Below are 23,556 nucleotides of genomic sequence, written 5' to 3'. Positions count from 1 at the left end.
TTGGTTGGCACTTCACCGCCATCCACGCATGGCGTGGATCTACCGGAATGCCGGCCAGCGGCCGGCACTACCGGTGGCAGGTCATTCGGCGTAGATCATCTTCCGGGTCATGCCGCCGTCGACGATGAAATCCTGGCCGGTGCTGAAACCGGACAGTGATGACAGCAGGTACACGGCCAACGCACCGATGTCCTCCGGCTGGCCGACGCGGCCGACCGGGTGTTGCGCATGGTCGGTGGCCGAATACTCCTGTGCGTGTCGGCGTGAGGGTGCCTGCCACTCGCTGGTGCCGATCCAGCCCGGGCTGATGCTGTTCACCCGCACCGCCGGGCCGGCGCTGATCGCCAGCGCATGGGTGAACGCCACCAGTCCGCCCTTGGCTGCGGCATAGGCTTCGCTGTGTGCTTCGGATTGCCAGGCGCGGGTCGAGGCGATGTTGATGATCGCACCGGCGGCGCTGGCGGTCAGCGCCGGCAACGCATGCTTGCTGCACAGGAACGCGCCGTGCAGCGAAGACAGCCGGCGCTGCCACTCGTCCCAGTCCATGTCCTGCAGCAGCGTGCCGTGCGGGCTGGCAATCCCCGCGTTGTTGACCAGGCCGTCGATGCGGCCGAAACGCTGCAGGGCCACGGCGATGAAGGCGCGCACGCTGGCTTCGTCGGTGATGTCCAGGCGCTGGAACACGGCATCCTCACCACGCTGCCATTCCGCCAGGCACGCCTCGCCGGCCTCCACGTCGAGGTCGCCGATCAGCACGCGGCCACCGGCGCCGAGCACGGCCTGCGCGATGCCACGGCCGATGCCGTTGGCGCCGCCGGTGACCAGCACCACCTTGCCCGACAGCGGCGCAGCCGGCCAAGCGGCAATCGGCGGCACCGTGCTCACGACAGGTCTTCGCCACGCAGGCGGCGATGCCAGCCGTCCACGCCGATGCGGTCCAGGGTCTGGATGTTGCGCTCGACGATCACGTCCGGATCCGGATAGACGTCCACCGCGCGCGCCACGCTGTCTTCGCGCAGCAGGTGCAGGGTGGGGAAGGGCGCGCGATTGGTGTAGTTGCTGGCGTCGTCCGCGGCCACGCCGTCGAACTGGTAGTCGGGGTGGAAGCTGGCCACCTGCAGGATGCCCTGCAGGTCCAGCGCCTCGATCGCCGCGTCGGCGTTGTCGAGGAAGTCGTTGTAGTCGAGGAAATCGGTCAGCACCTGCGGATGCACGATCAGCGTGGTATCGATCTGCTCGGCCGGCGTATCGCGCAGCAGGACCAGTTCCTCGGCCAGCTGCTCAACCAGAGCTTCCGTCGTGGTCGCATCGCTGAGCACGATGCGGACCTGGTCCTTCACGTAGACCGCCTTGGCGAACGGGCACAGGTTCAGGCCGATGACGATGCGTTCCAGCCACAGGCGGGTGGCGGCGATCGGGTCCTCGGTGGGCAGTTGGGCGTCGGTCATGGCGGGCACGTCGGCTGGGGGGAGGACATTGTAGGCGCGTCGCTTGCAACGCGCCGTCTTACCGCAGGTGCCGGCGCCGGGCCATGCCCGGCGGCCAGATCAATCGCGGAAATTGTTGAACTGCAGCGGCAGCTCGAACTTGCCGGCCTTGAGCACGGCGATGGCGTCCTGCAGGTCATCACGCTTCTTGCCCTGCACGCGCAGCTTGTCGCCATTGATCTGGCTTTCAACCTTCAGCTTGGCTTCCTTCAGCGCAGCGGCGATCTTCTTGGCGATCTTCTGCTCGATGCCCTGCTTGACGGTGATCTTCTGCCGGGCCTGGGCCAGGTTGGTCTCGATGTCGCCGAACTCCAGGCTGAGCACGTCGATGCCGCGCGCGGCCAGGCGTGCACGCAGGATGTCGTTCATCTGCTTGAGCTGGAACTCGGTCGGCGCGAACTGGTTGATCACATCGCCATCGCGTTCGAACTTGGCATCCACGCCCTTGAAATCGAAGCGGGTGGCCAGTTCGCGGTTGGCCTGGTCGATGGCGTTGGTCAGTTCGTGGGTGTCGACTTCGGACACGACGTCGAAGGAAGGCATGGGCGATGCTCCGCAGGATTCAGTGGCAGCCATTCTATCGCGAGGGCCCCATGCCCGCCCTTTGTAGAGTCGAGCCATGCTCGACTGCTCTTCACAAGGCAGTCGAGCATGGCTCGACTCTACAATCCCGTGCGGTCGGCGATAATGGGCCATGAACGTGCAACGCTCCCCCTCGCGCGCAGTGGCCTGGATGGTCGCTGCGGTCGCCTGCTTCTCGCTGATGGATGCTGGCATGAAGCAGCTGTCGGCCAGCTACCCCACCCTGGAAGTAACCTTCCTGCGCGGCGCGGCCTCGTTGCCGTTCGTGCTGGTCTGGGTGCTGGCCAGCGCCGGGCCGCGTTCACTGGTGCCGCGCCGCTGGGGGCTGCACCTGCTGCGTGGTGCGCTGGGCATGGCGATGATCGGCTGCTTCGTGTTCGCCCTGCGCGACCTGCCGCTGTCCACTGCCTACACCATCTATTTCGTTGCCCCGCTGCTGATCGCCGCATTGTCGGTGCCGCTGCTGGGCGAGCGGGTCGGGCCACGGCGCTGGGTCGCCATCGGGATTGGCCTGGTCGGTGTGCTGGTGGTGCTGCGGCCGGGCGTCGATGGCTTCATCTCGGTGCCGGGGCTGATGGTGCTGGCCGCGGCCACCGCCTATGCCATTGCGGCGATCACGGTCAGCCTGCTGACCCGCACCGATACCTCGCAGTCGATGGTGGTCTGGTTCCTGGTGATCATGGCCATCGGTGCCGGGCTGCTGGCCCTTCCCGGCTGGGTGCCACTGCAGCTGGCACATGCGCCGCTGATCGGTGGCATGGGCCTGGCCGGGGCGCTGGGCCAGATCGCCCTGACCAGGGCCTTCCAGCTGGGCGAGGCCTCGATGATCGCGCCGTTGGAGTACAGCGGGCTGGTCTGGGTGATCGGTTGGGACCTGACCTTCTGGGGCCAGCTGCCCGATGGCTATACCTGGGTGGGCGCGGCAATCATCGTGGCTTCGGGGCTTTACCTGCTGCACCGCGAGCGGGTGAACAGGCAGGAGCCGCCGAAGCCGCTGGATCATCCCTGAACCGGGGTAGGGCCGGCCGGCAACCCCTTGCGCCGGAGGCACTGCTGCAGGTGCTGGCCAGCGGCAGGCACTACCGTGGGCAGCGGCTTAGAACCAAAAGGAATAACATTCTGGCCCATGGCGCGGGCGCGCGACCGCCTGCGCTGGTAGGCTGCACGCCCCCTTCCGTCACCCAGCCGGTGAGCCACGCCCGTGATCGAGTTCCAGCGCCTGCACAAATCCTATGCCGTTGCCGGCCGCGAGATCAGCGCGCTGCAACCGTTGGACCTGACCATCGAGGCCGGTGAGGTTTTCGGCATCATCGGCCATTCCGGCGCCGGCAAGTCGACCCTGATCCGCATGATCAACCGCCTGGAAGAACCCAGCGGTGGCCGGCTGCTGATCGGTGGTGAGGATGTCACCGCGCTGGACGCGGACGGCCTGCGCGCGCTGCGCCGGCGCATCGGCATGATCTTCCAGCATTTCAATCTGCTGTCGTCGCGCACGGTGGCGGGCAATGTCGCCTTCCCGCTGGAACTGGCCGGCACGCCGAAGGCGGAAATCGACGCGCGCGTGGCCGAGCTGCTGCAGACCGTGGGCCTGGAAGCGCATGCGCAGAAGTATCCGGCGCAGCTGTCCGGTGGCCAGAAGCAGCGCGTCGGTATCGCCCGCGCGCTGGCGACCCGTCCGCAGATCCTGCTGTGCGACGAGGCCACCAGTGCGCTCGACCCGCAGACCACCGCTTCGGTGCTGTCGCTGCTGTCGAAGATCAATCGCGAGCTCGGACTGACCATCGTGCTGATCACCCACGAGATGGACGTGATCCGCCGTGTCTGCGACCGCGTTGCGGTGCTCGATGCCGGCCAGATGGTCGAAACCGGTCCGGTCACCCGGGTGTTCCTGCACCCGCAGCATCCGACCACGCGCCGGTTCGTCAGCGAGTCGGAGCATGTGGACGAGGGGGCGCTGCACCGTGATTTCGATGCCGTTGGCGGCCGTATTGTGCGCTTGACCTTCCTCGGTGGCGACACCTACGAACCCCTGCTCGGCAGCGTCGCGCGGCAGACCGGGGTCGACTACAACATCCTGTCCGGCCGTATCGACCGGATCAAGGACACCCCGTATGGCCAGCTGGTGGTCGCCCTGGTGGGCGGCGACCAGTCCGCCGCGCAGGCTGCCTTCGTGGCCGCCGGCGTGCACGTCGAGGAGCTGCGTCGATGATCATTGCTGCTGCTGGCGGCTTCTTCCGTCACCTGGATGCGGGCAAGTGGGCCGACATCGGCCAGGCCACCCTCGACACGCTGCTGATGCTGCTCGGTTCGCTGCCGCTGACGCTGGCCATCGGCCTGCCGCTGGGCGTGCTGCTGTACCTGTTTGGCGCGCCACAGATGAAGCGGAGGCCGTTCGCCTATGGCGCGCTGGCACTGGTGGTGAACCTGCTGCGCTCGGTGCCTTTCATCATCCTGATGATCGTGCTGATTCCGGTCACGTTGTTCCTGATGGGAACCTCGCTGGGCGTGCGCGGCGCGATCGTGCCGCTGGTGATCGGCGCAGCGCCGTTCTATGCGCGCCTGGTCGAGACCGCGCTGCGCGAAGTGGATCGAGGCGTCATCGAGGCGACCCAGGCGATGGGCGCCACCACCTGGCAGCTGGTGACCCGCGTGCTGCTGCCGGAAGCGCGCCCCGGCCTGATCGCCGGTGCCACCGTCACCACCGTGGCCCTGATCGGCTTCACTGCGATGGGCGGTGCGATCGGTTCCGGCGGCCTCGGCGACCTGGCGTTCCGCGATGGCTACCAGCGTTCGCACACCGACGTGGCCCTGGTCACCGTGGTCCTGCTGCTGGTCCTGGTGCAGCTGCTGCAGATGCTCGGCGACCGCCTGGTCGCGCATTACAGCCGCAAGTAACCGCTACGCATGCCGGTAGCCGGCCAGCGGCCGGCTCTACCCCATTGCCTGGAAACGGTAGTGCCGGCCGCTGGCCGGCAATTCCACGTGCGGTCAACGCGCGTTCGGTACTTCGTAGCCCAGCTTGCCGACCTGCTCCGGGTGCTGCGGCACGCGCTTGAGCTTGTCGGTGTTCACGCCGTACTCGTCACGCAGGCGCTCGGCCAGCTCCTTGTACAAGGCTTTGTCCATGTCCGGCGTGCGCGAGAAGATCCACGCCATCTCGCGGCCCGGGTAGCCGATCAGTGCCCACGAATAGTCCGGGGCGACGTCCAGCACCCGGGAGTGGGTCGGCACCACGCGGTAGAACCAGGTGCGCCAGCCGTGGTTGCCGCTGTCCGGGTCGACGCTGGCGCGTGCGCGGATCTCCTGCAGGGGTTCGCCGAAGCCGTCGCGGTAGCGGTAGGTGATGCCGACCTTGTGCTCGTCGCGCAACTCGTACTCGTTGACGCTGGCGACGTGCCCGCGTTCGATGAAGTTCGGCACGCGGCCGATCACGTACCAGGTGCCCATGAAGCGCTTGAGGTCGATCGGGGCATCCGGATCGGCGCGCGGGGCGCTGGCACGGGGTGATGGCGGCTCACCGACCGCCATGGCGGGGCCCGCCAGGGACAGGGCCAGCAACACGGCGCAGAGCGGGCGGATCGAAGTCATGCGGGAGCGGGCTCAGGAGGGCTTTGCCTGAGCATGGTCGACTGAGCGTGCGCGATCCGTCAATGGTGTCGCAATCTGTGAGAAGGGGCTTGCCCAAGCTGTGTTGCATTGTCTACCGGAGAAGGCTCATGAACACACGTTCCGTCCGTCACCCTGCAACTGAACGCATCATCGAACGCGCCGACCCGCGCCTGCTGCGTGGCGTGCGGCAACTGGCGCTGGCCGGACTGGCGCTGGTACTGGTCTGGCCAGCGGCACGTGGCAGCAGCGCGTGGTTGGGCTGGCTGCCGATGTGGCTGATCGGCATGCCGCTCGCGGCCTGGTGGGCGCTGTTGCGCTTCCCGCTGCCGCGCCTGTCGCGGCTGCCGAAGGTGCGGCGTACCGGTGGACAGGCGCGTCGCCGGTGCGGCCCGGCGGCCACGGCCTGACCTTCGACACGGGGGAGGCCGCGGCATTCCGTGCTAGCGTTCCACGGCTTATGACTGCCTGGAGCTGCAATGTCACGACTCGCTTCCGCCTGCCTGTTGGCCGGCATGATGACCGCTGCCTCGGTGGGGACCGCCGTGGCCGCTGAAGATACCGACCGCTACGCCTGGCTGGAGGACGTCACCGGCGACAAGCCGCTGTCCTGGGTCAAGGAACAGAATGCCAAGTCCGAGGCGCGCCTGGCGCAGACCCCGGCCTTCAAGCAGATGGAGACCCGCATCCGCGAGGTGCTCGACTCCGATGCCAAGATTCCGGGCGTGCAGAAGATCGGCGACTACTACTACAACTTCTGGAAGGACCAGCAGCACGAGCGCGGCCTGTGGCGGCGCACCACCCTGGCCGAGTACCGCAAGGCGTCGCCGCAGTGGGAGACCGTGCTCGACCTGGATGCGCTGAACAAGGCCGAGGGTGAGAACTGGGTCTGGCACGGCGCCGATTGCCTGCGCCCGGATTACAGCCGTTGCCTGATCGCGCTGTCGCGCGGCGGCGCCGACGCCGACGTCACCCGCGAGTTCGACCTGGCCAACAAGACCTGGATCAAGGACGGCTTCTTCCGTCCGGAGTCGAAGGGGGGCCTCAACTGGGTCGACCGCGACACCGTGTTCGTCTACACCGACTTCGGTGCCGGCACGATGACCACGTCCGGCTATCCGCGCGTGGCCAAGCTGTGGAAGCGCGGCACGCCGATGACCTCGGCCACCGTGGTGTACGAAGGCAAGCCGGAAGACATGTACATCGCGGCGATGCACGATGACACCCCGGGTTTCGAGCGCAACCTGGTCAGCCGTACGCTGGCGTTCTACAACAACGAGCTCTACCTGCGGGGCGACGACGGCACGCTGACCAAGATCGACGCGCCGAACTCGGCCGAGAAGGGCCTGCACAAGCAGTGGCTGACCCTGGAACTGCGCGATCCGTGGACCGTGGGCGGCAAGACCTATGCGTCCGGTTCGCTGCTGGCGACCAAGCTGGACGACTTCCTGGCCGGCAAGCGCGACTTCGAGGTGCTGTTCACACCGACCGCGACCACCTCGCTGGCCAGCGCCACCTGGACCAAAAGCCACCTGGTGCTGAACGTGCTGGACGACGTCAAGAACCGCCTGTCGGTGCTGACCCCGGGCGCCAATGGCTGGCAGACCAGCCGCTTCGTCGGCGCCCCGGCCTTCGGCACGCTGGGCGTGGCTGCAGTGGACAGCAATGACAGCGACGCGGTGTGGCTGACCGCCACCGACTACCTGACCCCGACCACGCTGGCGCTGGCCGAGATCGGCCAGGCCCCGGAAACACTGAAGACCATGCCGGCCTTCTTCGACGCCAAGGGCAAGGTGATCGAGCAGCACTTCGCCACCAGCAAGGACGGCACCCGCGTGCCGTACTTCGTGGTGCACGACAGGGCGATGAAGCTCGATGGCTCCAATCCGACGTTGCTGTACGGCTACGGTGGCTTCGAGATCTCGCTGACCCCGAGCTATTCCGGAGGCATGGGCCGCGCCTGGCTGGAGAAGGGCGGCGTGTACGTGGTGGCCAACATCCGTGGTGGCGGCGAGTACGGCCCGCGCTGGCACCAGGCGGCGCTGAAGCAGAACCGCCACAAGGCCTACGAAGACATGGCCGCAGTGGCGCGGGACCTGGTCAAGCGCAAGATCACCAGCGCCAAGCACCTGGGCGTGCAGGGCGGCAGCAACGGTGGCCTGCTGACCGGCAACATGCTGACCCAGTACCCGGAGCTGTTCGGTGCGGTGGTGGTGCAGGTGCCGTTGCTGGACATGAAGCGCTACAGCCACCTGTTGGCGGGTGCCTCATGGATGGCCGAGTACGGCAACCCGGATACCAGTGACTGGGAGTTCATCAAGACCTTCTCGCCGTACCACCTGTTCAACGCGAAGAAGAACTACCCGCCGGTGCTGTTCACGACCTCGACCCGCGACGATCGCGTGCACCCGGGGCATGCCCGCAAGATGGCGGCGAAGATGATCGACGCCGGCAAGGACGTGACCTACTACGAGAACATTGAAGGGGGGCACGGCGGCGCCGCCAACAACGCGCAGGCCGCGCACATGTCGGCGCTGGCCTACAGCTTCCTGTGGGAGCGGTTGGGCGGCAAGTAAGCAGAACGGAAAACGCCGCCCCAGGGCGGCGTTTTTCTTTATCCGGTGGTGCCGGCCGCTGGCCGGCAAACCGGGAATGCGTGGATGATGCCGTTGCCGGCCAGCGGCCGGCACTACCGTCAACGTGATCCCTGCCAACGCTTCAATCCGCGCGCAATCCGCGCCACCGCCTCCTGCAATCGCGGTACCTCCTGGGTATAGGCCAGGCGCACGTGCTGGTTGGCACGATGGAAGCCGAAATCCAGGCCCGGGGTGAACGCCACGTGCTCGCTTTCCAGGAAATGCGCGCAGAATGCCTGCGCGTCGTCGGTGAATGCACTGACGTCGGCGTACAGGTAGAACGCGCCCTGTGGCTCGACTTCGATACGGAAGCCCAGCTCACGCAGTGCGGGCAGCAGGAAGTCGCGACGCTGGCGGAACGCGTCGCGGCGCTGCTCGAAGATCGCCATGGATTCCTCGCTGAAGCAGGCGAGCGCGGCGTGCTGGGCGATGCTCGAGGCGCTGATGTACAGGTTCTGCGCCAGCTTCTCCAGATCCGGTACTGCGGACGGCGGCGCCACCAGCCAGCCCAGCCGCCACCCGGTCATGCCGAAGTACTTGGAAAAACTGTTCAGTACGAATGCGTTGTCGTCCACCTGCAGCACGCTGGGCGCGTCCAGGCCGTAGGTCAGGCCGTGATAGATCTCGTCCACCACCAGGTGGCCTCCCCGCGCGTGCAGGGTCTGCGACAGTGCAGCCAGTTCGTCGGCGGAGAGCACCGTGCCGGTCGGGTTGGCCGGTGAGGCAACCAGCGCGCCGACGCTGTCGGCATTCCAATGCTGTTCCACCAGGGACGGCGTGAGCTGGTACGCAGTGTCCGGGCCGACCGGCACCAGCTGTGCGCCGCCTTCGACGAGGCGCAGGAAGTGGCGGTTGCACGGGTAGCCGGGGTCGGCCAGCAGCCAGTGGCAGCCGGGATCGACCAGCAGGCTGCTGGCCAGCAGCAGCGCACCGGACCCACCCGGGGTGACCAGAATGCGTTCAGGATCGATGTCCAGACCGTAGTGGCTGCGATAGAAACCGCTGATCGCCTGGCGCAGCGCCGGCAGGCCACGCGCGGCGGTGTAGCGGGTGCGGCCGGCGGCCAGTGCAGCCTGGCCGGCACGCACGACCGGTTCGGCGGTAGTGAAGTCCGGTTCGCCGATTTCCAGGTGGATCACATCGTGGCCGGCCTGTTCCAGCGCCTGCGCGCGGGCCAGCAGGGACATCACGTGGAAGGGAGCGATTTCATGGCTGCGCCGGCTGTAGCCCGGCGTGTGGGGCAGGGTACTCATGGATCCATGGTACGCCGGTCGGCATGGCCCATGACGATCCGCAGGGTTGCCGCTTGGCTGCGATTGGGGTCAGATCCCCTTTCGGGAAAAGGGATCTGACCCCGCCGAAGACCATTGCATTGATGCGCCAGGAACCCTACTTCATGAAGTCCACCCTCTGCCTGTTGCTCGCCAGCCTGATGACCACGACTGCTACCGCCGCCACTCCGCCCGTTCCGCCGGACGCCGCCAGGCATCCGCACGTGGTCAAGGCGCCGTTCGGCGCGACCCGCAACGATGACTATTACTGGCTGCGCGATGACAAGCGCGCGGACAAGGACATGCTGGCCTACCTGCAGGCCGAGAATGCCTACGCCGACCAGCTGCTGGCACCGCTGAAGCCACTGGAAGACACCCTGTACAAGGAGATTGTCGGCCGCATCAAGCAGGACGATTCCAGCGTGCCGGCGCGCGAGCGCGGCTACTGGTACTACAGCCGTTTCGAGACCGGCCAGGACTACCCCATCCACGCGCGCCGCAAGGGCAGCATGGAGGCCGCCGAGGAAATCCTGCTGGACGTCAATACGATGGCTGCCGGCAAGGGCTACTTCAGCGTCGGCTCGATGGAGGTCAGCCAGGACAACCAGTTGCTGGCCTGGGCCGAGGATGATGTCGGCCGCCGCCAGTACACGATCCGCTTCAAGGATCTGGCCACTGGCAAGGCGCTGCCCGATGTGATCACCGGCAGCTCCGGCGACCTGGTCTGGGCCGACGACAACCGCACCGTGCTGTATGTCGAGAACGATCCGGAAACGCTGCTCACCGTGCGCGTGAAGAAGCACGTGCTGGGCACTCCAGCCAGCGCCGACACCGTCGTCTACGAAGAGAAGGACGACAGCTTCTACATGGGCATCGGCCGCACCCGCGACGATCGTTTCATCACCATCGGCGTGCACAGCACAGTGTCCTCGGAAGAGCGCTACGCACCGGCCAGCGATCCGACCACCTTCACCGTGCTGGCCCCGCGCCAGCGTGACGTCGAGTACGACGCCGACCACTACGACGGCCGCTGGGTGATCCGCACCAACGACGGTGCGAAGAACTTCAAGCTGGTCACCGCACCGACCGATGCCACCTCGCGTGCGCAGTGGAAGGACTGGATCGCGCATGACGATGCGGTGTTCATCGAAGGCTTCGAGCTGTTCGACAGCTACACCGCCATCGCCGAACGTTCCGAGGGCCTGGAGCGCATCCGCCTGCTGTTCAAGGATGGCCGCAGCGACTACGTGAAGGCCGACGAGCCGGCGTACTCGATGGGCCTGGGCGACAACACCGAGGCCGATACGCCGTGGCTGCGCTACGTCTACACCTCGATGACCACCCCGACCACCGTGTTCGAACTGAACACCGCCACCGGCGAGCGCCGCCAGCTGAAGGTGCAGCCGGTGATCGGCTATGACGCCTCGAAGTACGAAACCGACCGCGTCTGGATCACCGCGCGCGATGGCGTGAAGGTGCCGGTGTCGCTGGTCTACCGCAAGGGCTACCAGAAGGATGGCAAGGGCGCGCTGTTCCAGTACGCCTATGGCAGCTACGGGATGTCGATGGACCCGTACTTCAACCAGACCGCGGTGAGCCTGCTCGACCGCGGCGTGGTGTATGCCATTGCCCATATCCGCGGTGGCCAGGAAATGGGCCGCGACTGGTACGAGAACGGCAAGCTGCTGCACAAGCAGAACACCTTCAACGACTTCATCGATGTCACCCGCGGCTTGGTCGCACAGGGCTGGGCGGCGAAGGATCGCGTCGCTGCGTCCGGCGGCAGCGCCGGTGGCCTGCTGATGGGCGCGGTGGCCAACCAGGCCCCACAGGATTACCGGGTGATGGTGGCGCAGGTCCCGTTCGTCGACGTGGTCACCACCATGCTCGACCCGACCATTCCGCTGACCACCAACGAATACGATGAGTGGGGCAACCCGGAGCAGAAGCCGTATTACGACTACATGCTGTCTTACTCGCCCTACGACAACGTGAAGCAGCAGGCGTACCCGGCGCTGTTCGTGGGTACCGGCCTGTGGGATTCGCAGGTGCAGTACTGGGAGCCGGCCAAGTGGGTGGCCAAGCTGCGTGATCACAACACCGGCCCCTACCCGATCCTGTTCCGCACCAACATGGAAGCCGGCCACGGCGGCAAGTCGGGGCGCTTCCAGCGCTACCGCGAGCTGTCCGAGTCGTACGCGTTCGTGCTGCAGCAGCTGGGCATCGCCCAGCCGTAACGGCGAAGGGGTGCCGGGCGTTGCCGGGCACCCCGAACCGTTATCCTTGCGGCCATGAGCCTGCCCGAGCCCTCCGCATCCCGCAATACCGCCACGCCACCGCGCGTGGTGCGTTTCCGCTGGGCGTGGTGGCTGCTGGCCTACGTCAGCCTGGGCACCGGCATCGTCGGCATCTTCGTGCCAGGCCTCCCGACCACCGTATTCATCCTGATCTCGGCGTGGGCTGCATCACGTGGGTCCGAACGCCTGCACACCTGGCTGCTGCAGCACCCGCGCTTCGGCCCGGCCATCGCCAACTGGCAGGCACATGGTGCGGTCAGCCGCTACGGCAAGTGGATGGCCACGATCACCATGGCGGTGTGCGCCTGCATCATGCTGTGGTGCGTGCCGGTCGCCTGGGTGAAGTGGTTCTCGATCGGCAGCATGACCGTGGTGGCGATCTGGCTGTGGACGCGGCCGTTGCCACCGCCCGCGGATTGAGCGCCTGCGGTAGTGCCGGCCGCTGGCCGGCAACCCGATCCCCTGCACGAACCGCTCAGCCGCCAATGGCTATACTCGGGGCATGAAGATCCCCCATCGAAACGCCATCCTGATTCCGCTGGCAGCGGCCTCGCTGCTGCTCCTCGCCGCCTGCGGCAACAAGGGCCCGCTGGTACTGCCGCAGAAGCCGGTGCCGGTGGAAGAAACCGTCGAACCGGCCGCCGAGCCCGCCACCGAGGCGACCCCGGCCGAGGCCCAAGGCGCCGTTGCCCCGGCCACGACCGTCGACCCGGCTGCAACGCCCCCCCAGCCGGCACCCGCGCCAGCGAAGAAGGCGGGCAGCGGGAATGAGTAAGGCCGGTTCCAAGGCCTTGCGCTTCAGCAAGATGCATGGCGCGGGCAATGACTTCGTAGTGATCGACCTGCGTGACGGCACTGCGCCGCCCACGCCTGAACTGGCCGCGCGCCTGGCCGACCGCCACACCGGCGTCGGCTGCGATCAGATCCTGACCATCGAGGCGCCGCGTGCGCAAGGCTCGGTGGCCTCGTACCGCATCTGGAACGCCGACGGTTCCAATTCCGAGCAGTGCGGCAATGGCGCGCGCTGCATCGCGGCCTGGCTGGTGCGCGAGGGCAGTGCGCAGGGCGATGCGTTCGTCATCGACAGCCCGCTGGCCAGCCATGAAGTGAAGGTGCTCGGTGATGGGCAATTCGCGGTAACCATGGGCGTGCCCGCGTTCGAGCCGGCCAACGTGCCGCTGATGGGCTTCGCCCATCCGCGCGAGGAATACCTGCTGCCGCTGCAGGGGGAGAGCGTCCGCTTTGCTGCGGTGTCGATGGGCAACCCGCATGCGGTGATCGAAGTGGGCCTGATCGATGCCGCTCCGGTTGAACGCGTGGGTTCGCTACTGCAGCAGCACGCGTCGTTCCCGCGCTCGGTGAACGTGGGCTTCGCCCAGGTGATGGGCCCGGCGCACGCCCGCCTGCGCGTGTTCGAGCGCGGTGTCGGCGAGACCCTGGCCTGCGGCAGTGGCGCCTGCGCCGCCGCCGTGACCCTGATGCAGCGCGGCCGCCTGCAGCGCGATGCGCGCATCAGCCTGCCCGGAGGTGACCTGCGCATCCAGTGGCCGGGCGATGGCCAGCCGGTGGTGATGGCGGGCCCGACCGCATTCGTCTTCGAAGGGGAGTGGATGGCATGACCGAAACCGTCGACAAGCTCGGGGCCCATGAAGTCGCTGCCTGGTTGCGGCGACATCCCGGCTTCCTCAAGCAGTTCCCGGACCTGGCCCTGACCCTGGTGGTGCCGCGCGATGACGGCCCGACCGCATCGCTGGCCAGCTACCAGCTGGAAGTGCTGCGCGAGAAGAACCGCGAGCTGGCACGACGGTTGGCCGACCTGGGCGCCACCGCCCAGGTCAATGAACGCCTGGCAGTGCGCACGCACCAGCTGACCCTGGCACTGATGAAGCAGGACAACGCGGCCGATACCCTGCGCGCGATGGCCGCATCGCTGCAGGAAGACTTCGCCGGCGACCTGGTGCGGCTGGTGGTGCATGCGCCGGTGGCCGGGCTGGAACAGGCTGACTGGCTGCAGGTGATTGCTGCCGATGATCCGCAACTGGGCCCGTTCCGCGATTGCCTGAACGACGGCGAGCCGATCTGCGGCCGCCTGCAGCCGGAAAAGAATGCCGTCCTGTACGGCGTGCGCAGCGAGGAAGTGCAGACCACCGCGCTGCTGCCGTTGCCGGGCGTCGGCCTGATCGCAGTCGGCAGCCACGACCCGAACCGCTTCTACCCGGGCATGGGCACGCTGTTCCTGCGCATGATGGGCGACGCCCTGGCCACTGGCCTGAAGCGATTCCACGACTGAGCAGGACCGGACGACGATGAGCGCGGTACAGGCCTTCCTGCAGCACCTGCAGGTGGAGCGGCGGATGTCGGCGCATACGCTTGACGCCTACCGCCGCGACCTGGACGCGCTAGCGGTCTGGACCCAACCGCGTGGCGTAGCGGTGGAGGCGCTCGATGCCGATGCGTTGCGCCAGTTCGTCGCCGACGAGCATCGCCGCGGCCTGTCGGCCAAGAGCCTGCAACGCCGCCTGTCGGCCTGCCGCAGCTTCTATGCCTGGCTGCTCAAGCACGGGCGCATCGAGGTCAGTCCGGCAGCGACGCTGAAGGCACCGCGCGCGCCGCGCCGGTTGCCGCAGGTCCTTGACGCCGATGAGGCGGTGCAGCTGGTCGAACTGGAGCCGGAAGGTGAGCTCGGCCGCCGTGACCGCGCGCTGCTGGAACTGTTCTATTCCTCCGGCCTGCGCCTGAGCGAAGTCTGCGCGCTGACCTGGCGCGACCTGGATTTCGACAGCGGGCTGGTCAACGTGCTGGGCAAGGGCAACCGCCAGCGCCGGGTGCCGTTCGGGCGGCCGGCACGCGAAGCGCTGCAGGCGTGGCGTGCCGAAAGTGGTGGCGGCCCGGCCTCGCCGGTGTTTCCTGGCCGCAACGGGCCGATCAGCCCGCGTGCGGTGCAGATCCGCATCCGCCAGCTGGCGCAGCGCCAGGGCCTGTTCAAGCAGGTGCATCCGCACATGCTGCGGCACAGTTTTGCCAGCCATATTCTCGAATCGTCCGGCGACCTGCGCGGTGTGCAGGAGCTGCTGGGCCATGCCGACATCGCCACCACGCAGATCTATACCCACCTCGATTTCCAGCACCTTGCCAAGGTCTACGACGCCGCGCATCCGCGCGCGAAGCGCCGACGCAGCAGCGAGGGCAGCGGAGAAAGCTGAACGTTGCCCCTGCGGTGGCCGGTCGCGGGTGGCTTGAAGGGCGCAGCGCAGTCCCCACCTCTGGTTCTGTCACCCCGGAGGCATCATGGACCCCAGTCAGAACCCCAACGTTTTCCACGCCACCACCATCGTCTGCGTCCGTCGCGGCGAGCACGTGGCCATTGCCGGCGACGGCCAGGTCACGCTGGGCCACACCGTGATGAAGGGCAACGCGCGCAAGGTGCGCCGCCTTGGCCGCGACGGCCAGGTGCTGGCCGGTTTCGCCGGTGCCGCCGCCGATGCCTTCACCCTGTTCGAGCTGTTCGAGGCCAAGCTGGAAAAGCACGGCCAGCTGCAGCGCGCTGCGGTCGAGCTGGCCAAGGATTGGCGCACCGAGCGCCGCCTCGGAAAGCTTGAAGCCCTGTTGGCCGTGGCTGACAAGGAAACCTCGCTGATCATCAGCGGCACCGGCGATGTGATCGAACCGGAGGACGGCATCATCGCCATCGGCTCCGGTGGCTCGTATGCACTGTCGGCCGCGCGCGCGCTGATGGCACATACCGAACTGGATGCGCGCACGATTGCCAGTGAAGCGATCGGCATCGCCGGCGACATCTGCATCTACACCAACCGCAACGTGGTGGTCGAGGAGCTTTGAGGGTCGTGCCGGCTGCTGGCCGGCAACCTCATGTCCCCCGCACGCGTGCCTGGTTGCCGGCCAGCGGCCGGCACTACCGACAATGAATCCGTGAGCACATCCATGTCGAAGATCGAAGTTTCCTCCGCCACCATGACCCCGCGCGAGATCGTGCAGGAACTGGACCGGCATATCGTGGGCCAGCACGACGCCAAGCGTGCGGTGGCCATCGCCCTGCGCAACCGCTGGCGCCGCATGCAGCTGGCGCCGGAGCTTCGCAATGAAGTGATGCCGAAGAACATCCTGATGATCGGCCCGACCGGTGTCGGCAAGACCGAGATCGCGCGCCGCCTGGCTACGCTGGCCAACGCGCCGTTCGTGAAGGTCGAAGCCACGCGCTTCACCGAAGTGGGCTACGTCGGCAAGGACGTCGAGCAGATCATCCGCGACCTTGCTGATACCGCGGTCAAGCTGTACCGCGAACAGGCCAAGGTGCGCGTGCGTACCCAGGCCGAGGAACGCGCCGAAGACCGTATCCTCGATGCGCTGCTGCCGCGTCGTAGCGGCGGCATCGGTTTCGATCCTGAAGTCGCCCGCAACGAACCGTCAGCGCAGGACAACGAGACCCGCATCAAGTTCCGCAAGATGCTGCGCAACGGTGAGCTGGACGCGCGTGAGATCGAGCTCGACCTGGCGGCCAATGTCAGCATGGACATCATGACCCCGCCGGGCATGGAGGAAATGGGCCAGCAGCTGAAGTCGATGTTCGCCAACCTGGGTGGCGGCGCGAAGGCGCACAAGCGCACGCTGACCATCAAGGCTGCGCGCCCGCTGCTGATCGAGGAAGAAGCCGGCAAGCTGGTCAACGAAGACGATATCCGCACCGCGGCGATCGAGGCCTGCGAGCAGCACGGCATCGTCTTCATCGACGAGATCGACAAGGTTGCCAAGCGCGGCGACAACGTGGGCGGTGGCGATGTCTCCCGCGAAGGCGTGCAGCGCGACCTGCTGCCGCTGGTGGAAGGCTCGAACGTGTCCACCAAGTACGGCACGATCAAGACGGACCACATCCTGTTCATCGCGTCGGGCGCGTTCCACCTGGCCAAGCCCAGCGACCTGATTCCGGAGCTGCAGGGCCGTTTCCCGATCCGCGTGGAACTGGGTGCGCTGAGCAAGGGTGATTTCGTGCGTATCCTGACCGAGCCGAAGGCTGCGCTGACCAAGCAGTACGAAGCGTTGCTGGCCACCGAGGGCGTCAAGGTCAGTTTCACCGCCGATGCCATCGAGCGCCTGGCCGAGATCGCGTTCCAGGTGAACGAGCGCCAGGAAAACATCGGCGCGCGCCGCCTGCATACGGTGCTGGAGCGCCTGCTGGATTCGCTCAGCTACGAGGCACCGGACCGCGATGGCGAAACCCTGGCCATCGACAGCGCCTACGTCGATGCACACCTGGGTGAGCTGGTGCAGGACCCGGACCTGAGCCGCTACATCCTGTAACGCCCGATCCGGCCGGATCCCTCGCCACGGCGAGGGCCCTGACTCCATCCGCTGCAACAGAAAAGGCCGCCGCAGGGCGGCCTTTTGCGTTGGCGCTCAGCACGATTGCCGGGCGCGGTAGTCCTGCAGTACCTGGTCGATCACCGCGCTGGTGCGGGCAGCACTTACGCCGGTCGAGGGCGAACGGCCGCTGCCGCGCAACTCGTCCACCAGATGCGCGATCAACGGTTGCTGGATCGACGACGGGTTGGGAATGTCGAAGGTCTGCACACCGGCTTCGGTCTCCAGCATCACCGGTGCATCCTCGAAGGTGGCAAAGCGCAGCTGGCCGCGGTCGCCGGTGATCTCGACCTCATCCTGGCGGCGGAACGCGCAGAAGCTCCATTGCGCGATGCCATGCACGCCTGGCCCGATGCGGAAGCACATCGAGACGCTGTCCTCGGCGGCGTAAGCGCCGGCCAATGAACTGGCCAGGCCGCGCACATCGCTCAGCGGCCCCAGTAGATGATCGAGCAGGTCCAAGGTGTGCGAGCCCAGATCGACGAACAGCCCGCCGCCGGAGATCGCGGGATTGGTCCGCCAGAAGTCCGGCGATGCGGCATTCACCGAATGCGGCCGATGCAGGGTGGCGCGAACGCTGCGCGGTGTACCGATCGCGCCGCTGTCCAGCAGCTGCTTCACCTGCGCGAATCGGGGCAGGGCGCGGCGGTAGTAGGCGACGAACACGGGCACGCCACGGCGTGCACTGGCTTCCAGGATGCGCTCGCATTCGGCGAGGTCCAGGGCCATGGGTTTCTCGATATAGACCGGCTTGCCCGCCGCAATCGCCTGCAATGCGTACTGCATGTGCGTGGAGGGCGGTGTTGCAACGTACACAGCGTTCACGTCCGGATCGCCGATCAGCGCGTCGGCATCCGTGTACCAGCGTGGCACCGCGTGGCGCCGCGCATAGTCTTCGGCCAATGCGGCATTGCGGCGCATGACCGCCGCCACCCGTGAGCCGGGTGTGCTGGCCAGGGCGGGGCCGCTCTTCTTCTCGGTGACGCTGCCGCAGCCGATGAAGCCCCACACCACGTTGTCCAGGATCATGGGTCTGTCCTCACATTGGGGCTGCGGTGGCGGCAGCGACCCCGCTCATGCTTCGGGCAGCGGCTCGGGCACGGTGCCGGGAACGAACACGCCGTCCTTCACGTAGGCGGCCAGGGTCATGTCCAGTGCGAGCATGCCATCGCGCTTGAGGTCCATCAGTTCCGGTTCGACCATCGCACCGTGCAGTACGCCCAGCACGGTGGCATGCAGCATGCGTGCGGCGATCTTCGGGTCTGCACCCTCGCGCAGCTGGCCCAGGTCCTTTGCCCGGCGCAGGGCACGTTCCATCCGGTCCAGTCCATCGCGGAAACCGGCCTGCTGCAGTTCGGTCAGCACCCGGGTATCAGCCGACGCATCGCTGCGCAGCATGATCTCCATGGTCTTGCGCAGGCGCTCGTCCTCGGACAGTTCGATGAACGAGTGGATCATCACCGCGCGCAGGTCGTGCACCGGCGTGTCGCGCTGGTCGGTCGAGGTGCGCTCCAGCTCCTGCATGAAAGGCAGATGCACGCGCTCGACGATCGCGGCCAGCACCTCGCTCTTGTTCTTGAAGTGCCAGTAGACCGCACCGCGGGTATAGCCGGCGCGGGCACCGATCATCTCCAGCGTGGTACGGGCCACGCCGTGTTCATGGAAGCAGGCTTCGGCGGCGTCAAGGATGCCTTCCCGGGTTGCCTGGGTGTCCTCTTTGGTCTTGCGGGCCATGGATGGGTACGAGTGCGGGTGAAACGTGGCTGAATTGTACCGGTTTACAAACAAACAATCATGTATGTATATTTCGCTCCCATCATTCCCGTCGTGTGCGTGGCAGGCCGGTCAGGCTCCCACTCTCCGCTGGTGAGCGTTGCCTGCTGGCGCTTTCGGCCTGTATCAGCGCGATTTGAGATTCCTTCCCCTAAGAGCCTTTCCGTCATGTTGCTGAGCCGAATCCGACCCTTTGCGCTGTCGCTGGCGATCGCCGCGACCGTGGCTGCCTGCGGCGGCCAACCCCAGGCCCCCGAGCAGGGCCCGGGTGATGTCACTGTGGTCACGCTGAAGTCCGAGACCGTGGGCCTGACCCGCGAACTGCCGGGCCGTACCAACGCCTTCCTGGTCGCCGAAGTGCGGCCGCAGGTCAATGGCATCGTCGCCAAGCGCCTGTTCACCGAAGGTGGCATGGTCAAGGCCGGCGAGTCGCTGTACCAGATCGAGGACGCCAGCTACCGCGCCCAGGCCAACAGTGCCCGCGCCCAGCTGGCCCGCGCCGAGGCCACCGCCAACGCCGCCCGGCTGAGCGCCAAGCGCATCACCGAGCTGGCCAAGGTCGATGCGGTCAGCCAGCAGGACCTGGAAAATGCCGTGGCCGCGCAGAAGCAGGCCGAGGCGGATGTCGGTGCCGCGAAGGCATCGCTGGACGCAGCCAACGTCACCCTGGGCTACGCCCGCATCACCGCGCCGATCAGCGGCCGCATCGGCAAGTCCAGCGTCACCCAGGGTGCGCTGGTCAGCGCCGGCCAGGCCAATGCACTGGCGACCGTGCAGCAGCTGGATCCGATCTATGTCGACCTGACCCAGTCCTCCGCCGAACTGCTGCAGCTGCGCCGCGAACTGGCTGCCGGCCGCCTGCAGGATAACCAGGCGCTGCCGGTCAGCATCCTGATGGAAGACGGCAGCACCTTCGAGCACAAGGGCACGCTGGAGTTCTCCGAAGTCAGCGTCGATCCGGCCACCGGCAGCTTCGGCCTGCGCGTGAAGGTGGACAACCCGGACGGCCTGCTGATGCCGGGCATGTACGTGCGTGCGGTGATCGGCGGCGGCGTGCGCAGTGATGCCGTGCTGGTGCCGATGCAGGGCATCGCCCGCGATCCAAAGGGCGACACCACCGCGATGGTGGTCGGCAAGGACAACAAGGTCGAAGTACGCCCGGTCAAGGTCAGCCGCACGGTTGGCGACAAGTGGCTGGTCGAGGACGGCCTGAAGGCCGGTGACAAGGTCATCGTCGAAGGCCTGCAGAAGATCGGCCCCGGCATGCCGGTCAAGGCCACCGAGAAGGGCGCTGCTCCGGCCAAGCCGGCGGCAGCCGCCCAGCCTGCCGCCCCGGCCGGCGACGCGAAGTAAGCGGAGAACTCCATGGCACGCTTTTTCATCGATCGACCCATCTTTGCGTGGGTGATCGCCATCATCATCATGCTCGCCGGCGGCCTGGCCCTGTTCAAGCTGCCGGTCTCGATGTACCCCAACGTCGCACCGCCGGCGGTGGAAATCAGCGCCACCTACCCGGGTGCATCGGCCAAGGTGGTCGAGGACTCGGTGACGCAGATCATCGAGCAGAACATGAAGGGCCTTGATGGCCTGATCTACTTCTCCTCCAACAGCTCGTCCAACGGCCAGGCCACCATCACCCTGACCTTCGAGAGCGGCACCAACCCGGACATCGCCCAGGTGCAGGTGCAGAACAAGCTGCAGCTGGCCATGCCGCTGCTGCCGCAGGAAGTGCAGCGGCAGGGCATCAACGTGGCCAAGTCCAGCTCGGGCTTCCTGAACGTCATCGCGTTCGTGTCCGAGAACGGCAGCATGGACGCCAACGACATCGCCGACTACGTCGGTTCCAATGTCGTCGACCGCCTCAGCCGCGTGCCGGGCGTGGGCAACATCCAGGTATTCGGTGGCAAGTACGCCATGCGCATCTGGCTGGACCCGAACAAGCTGCATACCTATGGCCTGTCCGTCGCGGAAGTGACTGCGGCAATCAAGGCACAAAATGCCCAGGTGGCGATCGGCCAGCTCGGCGGTGCGCCGTCGGTGAAGGGCCAGCAGCTCAACGCCACCATCAACGCGCAGTCACGCCTGCAGACCCCGGAACAGTTCCGCAACATCATCGTGCGCGGCGCGCAGGACGGTGCCGAGCTGCGCCTGGGTGATGTCGCCCGCGTCGAACTGGGTGCCGAGTCCTACGACTTCGTCACCCGCTACAACGGCCAGCCGGCCAGCGGCCTGGCGGTCACCCTGGCGACCGGCGCCAATGCGCTGGATACCGCTGCCGGCGTGGATGCTGCGCTGGACGACATGAAGAGCTTCTTCCCGGCCGGATTGAAGGCCGAGATCCCGTACGACACCACCCCCTTCGTGCGCGTGTCGATCAAGGGCGTGGTGCAGACCCTGCTCGAAGCGATCGTGCTGGTGTTCGTGGTGATGTACCTGTTCCTGCAGAACTTCCGCGCCACCCTGATCCCGACCATCGCCGTGCCGGTGGTGCTGCTGGGTACCTTCGGCGTGCTGGCGATGCTGGGCTTCTCGGTGAACATGCTGACCATGTTCGCGATGGTGCTGGCGATCGGCCTGCTGGTGGACGATGCCATCGTGGTGGTGGAGAACGTCGAGCGCATCATGTCCGAGGAAGGACTGTCGCCGCTTGAAGCGACCCGCAAGTCGATGGGCCAGATCACCGGTGCGCTGGTGGGTATCGGCCTGGTGCTGTCGGCGGTGTTCGTGCCGATGGCCTTCATGAGCGGATCCACCGGCGTGATCTACCGGCAGTTCTCGGCCACGATTGTCTCTGCAATGGCGTTGTCGGTACTGGTGGCGATCGTGCTGACGCCGGCACTGTGCGCGACCATGCTCAAGCCGTTGAAGAAGGGCGAGCATCATGTTGCCCACCGCGGCCTGGCCGGTCGCTTCTTCAACGGTTTCAACCGCGGCTTCGACCGCACCAGCGAAAGTTACCAGCGTGGTGTGCGCGGCATCATCCATCGTCCGTGGCGCTTCATGGGCATCGTGGCGGCACTGTTCGTGCTGATGGGCGTGCTGTTCGTGCGCCTGCCCAGCTCGTTCCTGCCCAACGAAGACCAGGGCGTGCTGATGGCGCTGGTGCAGGCCCCGGTCGGCGCCACCCAGGAGCGCACGCTGGAATCGATCGCGGCACTGGAAAACCACTTCCTGCAGAACGAGAAGGATGCGGTGGATTCGGTGTTCTCCGTGCAGGGCTTCAGCTTCGCCGGCATGGGCCAGAACGCCGGCATGGCGTTCGTCAAGCTGAAGGACTGGAGCGAGCGTGACGCCAACAATGGCGTGATGCCGATCACCGGTCGTGCGATGGCAGCCCTGGGCCAGATCAAGGATGCCTTCATCTTCGCCTTCCCGCCGCCGGCCATTCCAGAGCTGGGTACCGCTTCGGGTTACACCTTCTTCCTGAAGGACAACAGCGGCCAGGGCCACGAGGCACTGGTGGCCGCACGCAACCAGCTGCTGGGCCTCGCTGCGGGCAGCAAGAAGCTGGCCAACGTGCGCCCGAACGGCCAGGAGGACACACCGCAGTTCCGTATCGACATCGATGCGGCCAAGGCGACCTCGCTGGGGTTGTCGATCGACCAGATCAACGGCACGCTGGCCGCTGCGTGGGGCAGCTCGTACATCGACGACTTCGTCGATCGTGGCCGCGTCAAGCGCGTGTTCGTGCAGGCCGACCAGCCGTTCCGCATGGTCCCGGAGGACTTCGACCTCTGGTCCGTGAAGAACGACAAGGGCGAGATGGTGCCGTTCAGCGCGTTCGCCACCAAGCACTGGGATTACGGTTCGCCGCGCCTGGAGCGCTACAACGGTGTGTCGGCGATGGAGATCCAGGGCGAACCGGCCCCGGGTGTTGCCTCCGGCGATGCCATGGCCGAGATCGAGCAACTGGCCAAGCAGCTGCCCGCGGGCTTCGGCATCGAGTGGACGGCGATGTCCTACCAGGAACGCCAGGCGGGCTCGCAGACGCCGTTGCTGTACACGCTGTCGCTGATGATCGTGTTCCTGTGCCTGGCCGCGATGTACGAAAGCTGGAGCGTGCCGACGGCGGTGCTGCTGGCGGCCCCGCTGGGTATCCTCGGCGCAGTGCTGGCCAATACCTTCAAGGGCCTGGAGCGCGACATCTATTTCCAGGTGGCGATGCTGACCACGGTAGGCCTGACCAGCAAGAACGCGATCCTGATCGTCGAGTTCGCCAAGGAAAACCTGGAGAAGGGCGCGGGCCTGATCGAGGCGATCATGCATGCGGTGCGCGACCGCCTGCGCCCGATCGTGATGACCTCGCTGGCCTTCGGCATGGGCGTGGTACCGCTGGCGATCTCCACCGGTGCCGGCTCCGGCGCCAAGCAGGCGATCGGCACCGGCGTGCTCGGCGGCATGATCGTCGGCACCGTGCTCGGCGTGTTCTTCGTGCCGCTGTTCTTCGTGGTGGTGCAGCGCGTGTTCAAGCGCAAATCCGCGACGTGATCGAAACGGTAGTGCCGGCCGCCGGCCGGCACTGCCTCCT

Annotated in this window: 22 protein-coding genes; 15 read left to right on the top strand and 7 right to left on the bottom strand. The window is 66.7% G+C overall.

Annotated features, from left to right (window positions below):
• Window positions 1-81 precede the first annotated feature (81 nt).
• From ACM0PY_RS13280 to ACM0PY_RS13270, 3 genes are all read right to left on the bottom strand, one after another.
• Window positions 82-885, bottom strand: coding sequence for an SDR family oxidoreductase (locus tag ACM0PY_RS13280; protein WP_180885246.1), 804 nt, complete (start codon window positions 883-885; stop codon window positions 82-84).
• On the bottom strand, window positions 882-1,448 hold the full coding sequence (locus ACM0PY_RS13275) for a DUF1415 domain-containing protein (protein ID WP_061479870.1): 567 nt from the start codon (window positions 1,446-1,448) through the stop codon (window positions 882-884). Before ACM0PY_RS13275 ends, ACM0PY_RS13280 begins: the two co-directional genes overlap by 4 nt.
• A gap of 99 nt (window positions 1,449-1,547) precedes the next feature.
• A complete protein-coding gene (locus ACM0PY_RS13270) occupies window positions 1,548-2,030 on the bottom strand; it encodes a YajQ family cyclic di-GMP-binding protein (protein ID WP_005419468.1) in 483 nt (160 codons plus the stop codon).
• Between the two features lie 151 nt (window positions 2,031-2,181).
• Between ACM0PY_RS13270 and ACM0PY_RS13265 the strand changes: the two genes are divergently transcribed.
• The 3 genes from ACM0PY_RS13265 (at window position 2,182) to ACM0PY_RS13255 (ending at window position 4,964) form a co-directional block, all read left to right on the top strand.
• Window positions 2,182-3,078: a DMT family transporter gene (locus ACM0PY_RS13265; RefSeq protein WP_134972096.1), complete on the top strand. Its 897-nt coding sequence runs from the start codon at window positions 2,182-2,184 to the stop codon at window positions 3,076-3,078.
• Window positions 3,079-3,270: 192 nt separating this feature from the next.
• Window positions 3,271-4,278 (top strand): methionine ABC transporter ATP-binding protein, encoded by a 1,008-nt coding sequence (locus ACM0PY_RS13260; protein WP_005419464.1) that lies wholly within the window; start codon window positions 3,271-3,273, stop codon window positions 4,276-4,278.
• Window positions 4,275-4,964: a methionine ABC transporter permease gene (locus ACM0PY_RS13255; RefSeq protein ID WP_065196496.1), complete on the top strand. Its 690-nt coding sequence runs from the start codon at window positions 4,275-4,277 to the stop codon at window positions 4,962-4,964. The genes ACM0PY_RS13260 and ACM0PY_RS13255 overlap by 4 nt, the downstream gene beginning before the upstream one ends.
• A 93-nt stretch (window positions 4,965-5,057) precedes the next feature.
• On the opposite strand, the gene ACM0PY_RS13250 is transcribed toward ACM0PY_RS13255, so the two are convergent.
• Window positions 5,058-5,657: a lipocalin family protein gene (locus ACM0PY_RS13250; protein WP_049438993.1), complete on the bottom strand. Its 600-nt coding sequence runs from the start codon at window positions 5,655-5,657 to the stop codon at window positions 5,058-5,060.
• 128 nt (window positions 5,658-5,785) lie between these two features.
• Here ACM0PY_RS13250 and ACM0PY_RS13245 point away from each other — a divergent pair, with 128 nt between their 5' ends.
• Together ACM0PY_RS13245 and ACM0PY_RS13240 are read left to right on the top strand one after the other, a co-directional pair.
• Window positions 5,786-6,085, top strand: coding sequence for a hypothetical protein (locus ACM0PY_RS13245; protein ID WP_180885248.1), 300 nt, complete (start codon window positions 5,786-5,788; stop codon window positions 6,083-6,085).
• 69 nt (window positions 6,086-6,154) lie between these two features.
• Window positions 6,155-8,251, top strand: coding sequence for a prolyl oligopeptidase family serine peptidase (locus tag ACM0PY_RS13240; RefSeq protein WP_134972700.1), 2,097 nt, complete (start codon window positions 6,155-6,157; stop codon window positions 8,249-8,251).
• 119 nt (window positions 8,252-8,370) lie between these two features.
• On the opposite strand, the gene ACM0PY_RS13235 is transcribed toward ACM0PY_RS13240, so the two are convergent.
• Window positions 8,371-9,564 (bottom strand): pyridoxal phosphate-dependent aminotransferase, encoded by a 1,194-nt coding sequence (locus tag ACM0PY_RS13235; protein ID WP_134972701.1) that lies wholly within the window; start codon window positions 9,562-9,564, stop codon window positions 8,371-8,373.
• Window positions 9,565-9,707: 143 nt separating this feature from the next.
• On the opposite strand from ACM0PY_RS13235, the gene ACM0PY_RS13230 reads away from it, so the two are divergent.
• The 8 genes from ACM0PY_RS13230 (at window position 9,708) to hslU (ending at window position 17,195) form a co-directional block, all read left to right on the top strand.
• The gene (locus ACM0PY_RS13230; RefSeq protein ID WP_180895452.1) at window positions 9,708-11,819 is read left to right on the top strand and encodes a S9 family peptidase; all 2,112 of its coding nucleotides are present in this window, start codon (window positions 9,708-9,710) and stop codon (window positions 11,817-11,819) included.
• Window positions 11,820-11,873: 54 nt separating this feature from the next.
• Window positions 11,874-12,299: a YbaN family protein gene (locus ACM0PY_RS13225; RefSeq protein ID WP_072167205.1), complete on the top strand. Its 426-nt coding sequence runs from the start codon at window positions 11,874-11,876 to the stop codon at window positions 12,297-12,299.
• Window positions 12,300-12,381: 82 nt separating this feature from the next.
• Window positions 12,382-12,654: an LPS translocon maturation chaperone LptM gene (gene lptM / locus ACM0PY_RS13220; protein WP_180885252.1), complete on the top strand. Its 273-nt coding sequence runs from the start codon at window positions 12,382-12,384 to the stop codon at window positions 12,652-12,654.
• Complete coding sequence (gene dapF, locus ACM0PY_RS13215) at window positions 12,647-13,498, top strand: diaminopimelate epimerase (RefSeq protein WP_180885254.1); 852 nt, start codon at window positions 12,647-12,649, stop codon at window positions 13,496-13,498. Before lptM ends, dapF begins: the two co-directional genes overlap by 8 nt.
• Window positions 13,495-14,169: a DUF484 family protein gene (locus ACM0PY_RS13210; protein WP_005419445.1), complete on the top strand. Its 675-nt coding sequence runs from the start codon at window positions 13,495-13,497 to the stop codon at window positions 14,167-14,169. The genes dapF and ACM0PY_RS13210 overlap by 4 nt, the downstream gene beginning before the upstream one ends.
• Before the next feature lie 16 nt (window positions 14,170-14,185).
• The gene (gene xerC / locus ACM0PY_RS13205) at window positions 14,186-15,082 is read left to right on the top strand and encodes a tyrosine recombinase XerC (protein WP_180885256.1); all 897 of its coding nucleotides are present in this window, start codon (window positions 14,186-14,188) and stop codon (window positions 15,080-15,082) included.
• Window positions 15,083-15,167: 85 nt separating this feature from the next.
• Entirely contained in the window at window positions 15,168-15,719 is a 552-nt protein-coding gene (gene hslV, locus ACM0PY_RS13200; RefSeq protein ID WP_005411093.1) for an ATP-dependent protease subunit HslV, read from the top strand.
• Window positions 15,720-15,821: 102 nt separating this feature from the next.
• Window positions 15,822-17,195 (top strand): ATP-dependent protease ATPase subunit HslU, encoded by a 1,374-nt coding sequence (gene hslU / locus ACM0PY_RS13195; RefSeq protein WP_088496537.1) that lies wholly within the window; start codon window positions 15,822-15,824, stop codon window positions 17,193-17,195.
• A gap of 96 nt (window positions 17,196-17,291) precedes the next feature.
• Here hslU and ACM0PY_RS13190 read toward each other — a convergent pair whose 3' ends face one another.
• Together ACM0PY_RS13190 and smeT are read right to left on the bottom strand one after the other, a co-directional pair.
• A complete protein-coding gene (locus tag ACM0PY_RS13190; protein ID WP_180885258.1) occupies window positions 17,292-18,284 on the bottom strand; it encodes a Gfo/Idh/MocA family protein in 993 nt (330 codons plus the stop codon).
• A gap of 45 nt (window positions 18,285-18,329) precedes the next feature.
• The gene (gene smeT, locus ACM0PY_RS13185) at window positions 18,330-18,989 is read right to left on the bottom strand and encodes an efflux transporter SmeDEF transcriptional repressor SmeT (RefSeq protein WP_088496536.1); all 660 of its coding nucleotides are present in this window, start codon (window positions 18,987-18,989) and stop codon (window positions 18,330-18,332) included.
• Between the two features lie 207 nt (window positions 18,990-19,196).
• On the opposite strand from smeT, the gene smeD reads away from it, so the two are divergent.
• Together smeD and smeE are read left to right on the top strand one after the other, a co-directional pair.
• A complete protein-coding gene (gene smeD / locus ACM0PY_RS13180) occupies window positions 19,197-20,381 on the top strand; it encodes a multidrug efflux RND transporter periplasmic adaptor subunit SmeD (RefSeq protein ID WP_180885260.1) in 1,185 nt (394 codons plus the stop codon).
• Between the two features lie 12 nt (window positions 20,382-20,393).
• Window positions 20,394-23,516, top strand: coding sequence for a multidrug efflux RND transporter permease subunit SmeE (smeE, locus tag ACM0PY_RS13175; RefSeq protein WP_069139165.1), 3,123 nt, complete (start codon window positions 20,394-20,396; stop codon window positions 23,514-23,516).
• Window positions 23,517-23,556: the final 40 nt, after the last annotated feature.

Source organism: Stenotrophomonas sp. BR163, from assembly GCF_047520985.2.
Lineage (GTDB): Bacteria > Pseudomonadota > Gammaproteobacteria > Xanthomonadales > Xanthomonadaceae > Stenotrophomonas > Stenotrophomonas sepilia.
This window is presented reverse-complemented; position numbering and strand designations above follow the sequence as displayed.

What these genes read in the sequence shown, in the direction of transcription:
- lptM (WP_180885252.1), top strand. Translation starts at nt 12,382, where the DNA reads ATGAAGATCCCCCATCGAAACGCCATCCTGATTCCGCTGGCAGCGGCC.
- ACM0PY_RS13230 (WP_180895452.1), top strand. Translation starts at nt 9,708, where the DNA reads ATGAAGTCCACCCTCTGCCTGTTGCTCGCCAGCCTGATGACCACGACT.
- hslV (WP_005411093.1), top strand. Translation starts at nt 15,168, where the DNA reads ATGGACCCCAGTCAGAACCCCAACGTTTTCCACGCCACCACCATCGTC.
- ACM0PY_RS13275 (WP_061479870.1), bottom strand. Translation starts at nt 1,448, where the DNA reads ATGACCGACGCCCAACTGCCCACCGAGGACCCGATCGCCGCCACCCGC.
- ACM0PY_RS13245 (WP_180885248.1), top strand. Translation starts at nt 5,786, where the DNA reads ATGAACACACGTTCCGTCCGTCACCCTGCAACTGAACGCATCATCGAA.
- ACM0PY_RS13190 (WP_180885258.1), bottom strand. Translation starts at nt 18,284, where the DNA reads ATGATCCTGGACAACGTGGTGTGGGGCTTCATCGGCTGCGGCAGCGTC.
- ACM0PY_RS13240 (WP_134972700.1), top strand. Translation starts at nt 6,155, where the DNA reads ATGTCACGACTCGCTTCCGCCTGCCTGTTGGCCGGCATGATGACCGCT.
- smeE (WP_069139165.1), top strand. Translation starts at nt 20,394, where the DNA reads ATGGCACGCTTTTTCATCGATCGACCCATCTTTGCGTGGGTGATCGCC.
- ACM0PY_RS13250 (WP_049438993.1), bottom strand. Translation starts at nt 5,657, where the DNA reads ATGACTTCGATCCGCCCGCTCTGCGCCGTGTTGCTGGCCCTGTCCCTG.
- ACM0PY_RS13235 (WP_134972701.1), bottom strand. Translation starts at nt 9,564, where the DNA reads ATGAGTACCCTGCCCCACACGCCGGGCTACAGCCGGCGCAGCCATGAA.
- ACM0PY_RS13225 (WP_072167205.1), top strand. Translation starts at nt 11,874, where the DNA reads ATGAGCCTGCCCGAGCCCTCCGCATCCCGCAATACCGCCACGCCACCG.
- smeT (WP_088496536.1), bottom strand. Translation starts at nt 18,989, where the DNA reads ATGGCCCGCAAGACCAAAGAGGACACCCAGGCAACCCGGGAAGGCATC.
- xerC (WP_180885256.1), top strand. Translation starts at nt 14,186, where the DNA reads ATGAGCGCGGTACAGGCCTTCCTGCAGCACCTGCAGGTGGAGCGGCGG.
- smeD (WP_180885260.1), top strand. Translation starts at nt 19,197, where the DNA reads ATGTTGCTGAGCCGAATCCGACCCTTTGCGCTGTCGCTGGCGATCGCC.
- dapF (WP_180885254.1), top strand. Translation starts at nt 12,647, where the DNA reads ATGAGTAAGGCCGGTTCCAAGGCCTTGCGCTTCAGCAAGATGCATGGC.
- ACM0PY_RS13210 (WP_005419445.1), top strand. Translation starts at nt 13,495, where the DNA reads ATGACCGAAACCGTCGACAAGCTCGGGGCCCATGAAGTCGCTGCCTGG.
- ACM0PY_RS13270 (WP_005419468.1), bottom strand. Translation starts at nt 2,030, where the DNA reads ATGCCTTCCTTCGACGTCGTGTCCGAAGTCGACACCCACGAACTGACC.
- ACM0PY_RS13255 (WP_065196496.1), top strand. Translation starts at nt 4,275, where the DNA reads ATGATCATTGCTGCTGCTGGCGGCTTCTTCCGTCACCTGGATGCGGGC.
- ACM0PY_RS13265 (WP_134972096.1), top strand. Translation starts at nt 2,182, where the DNA reads ATGAACGTGCAACGCTCCCCCTCGCGCGCAGTGGCCTGGATGGTCGCT.
- hslU (WP_088496537.1), top strand. Translation starts at nt 15,822, where the DNA reads ATGTCGAAGATCGAAGTTTCCTCCGCCACCATGACCCCGCGCGAGATC.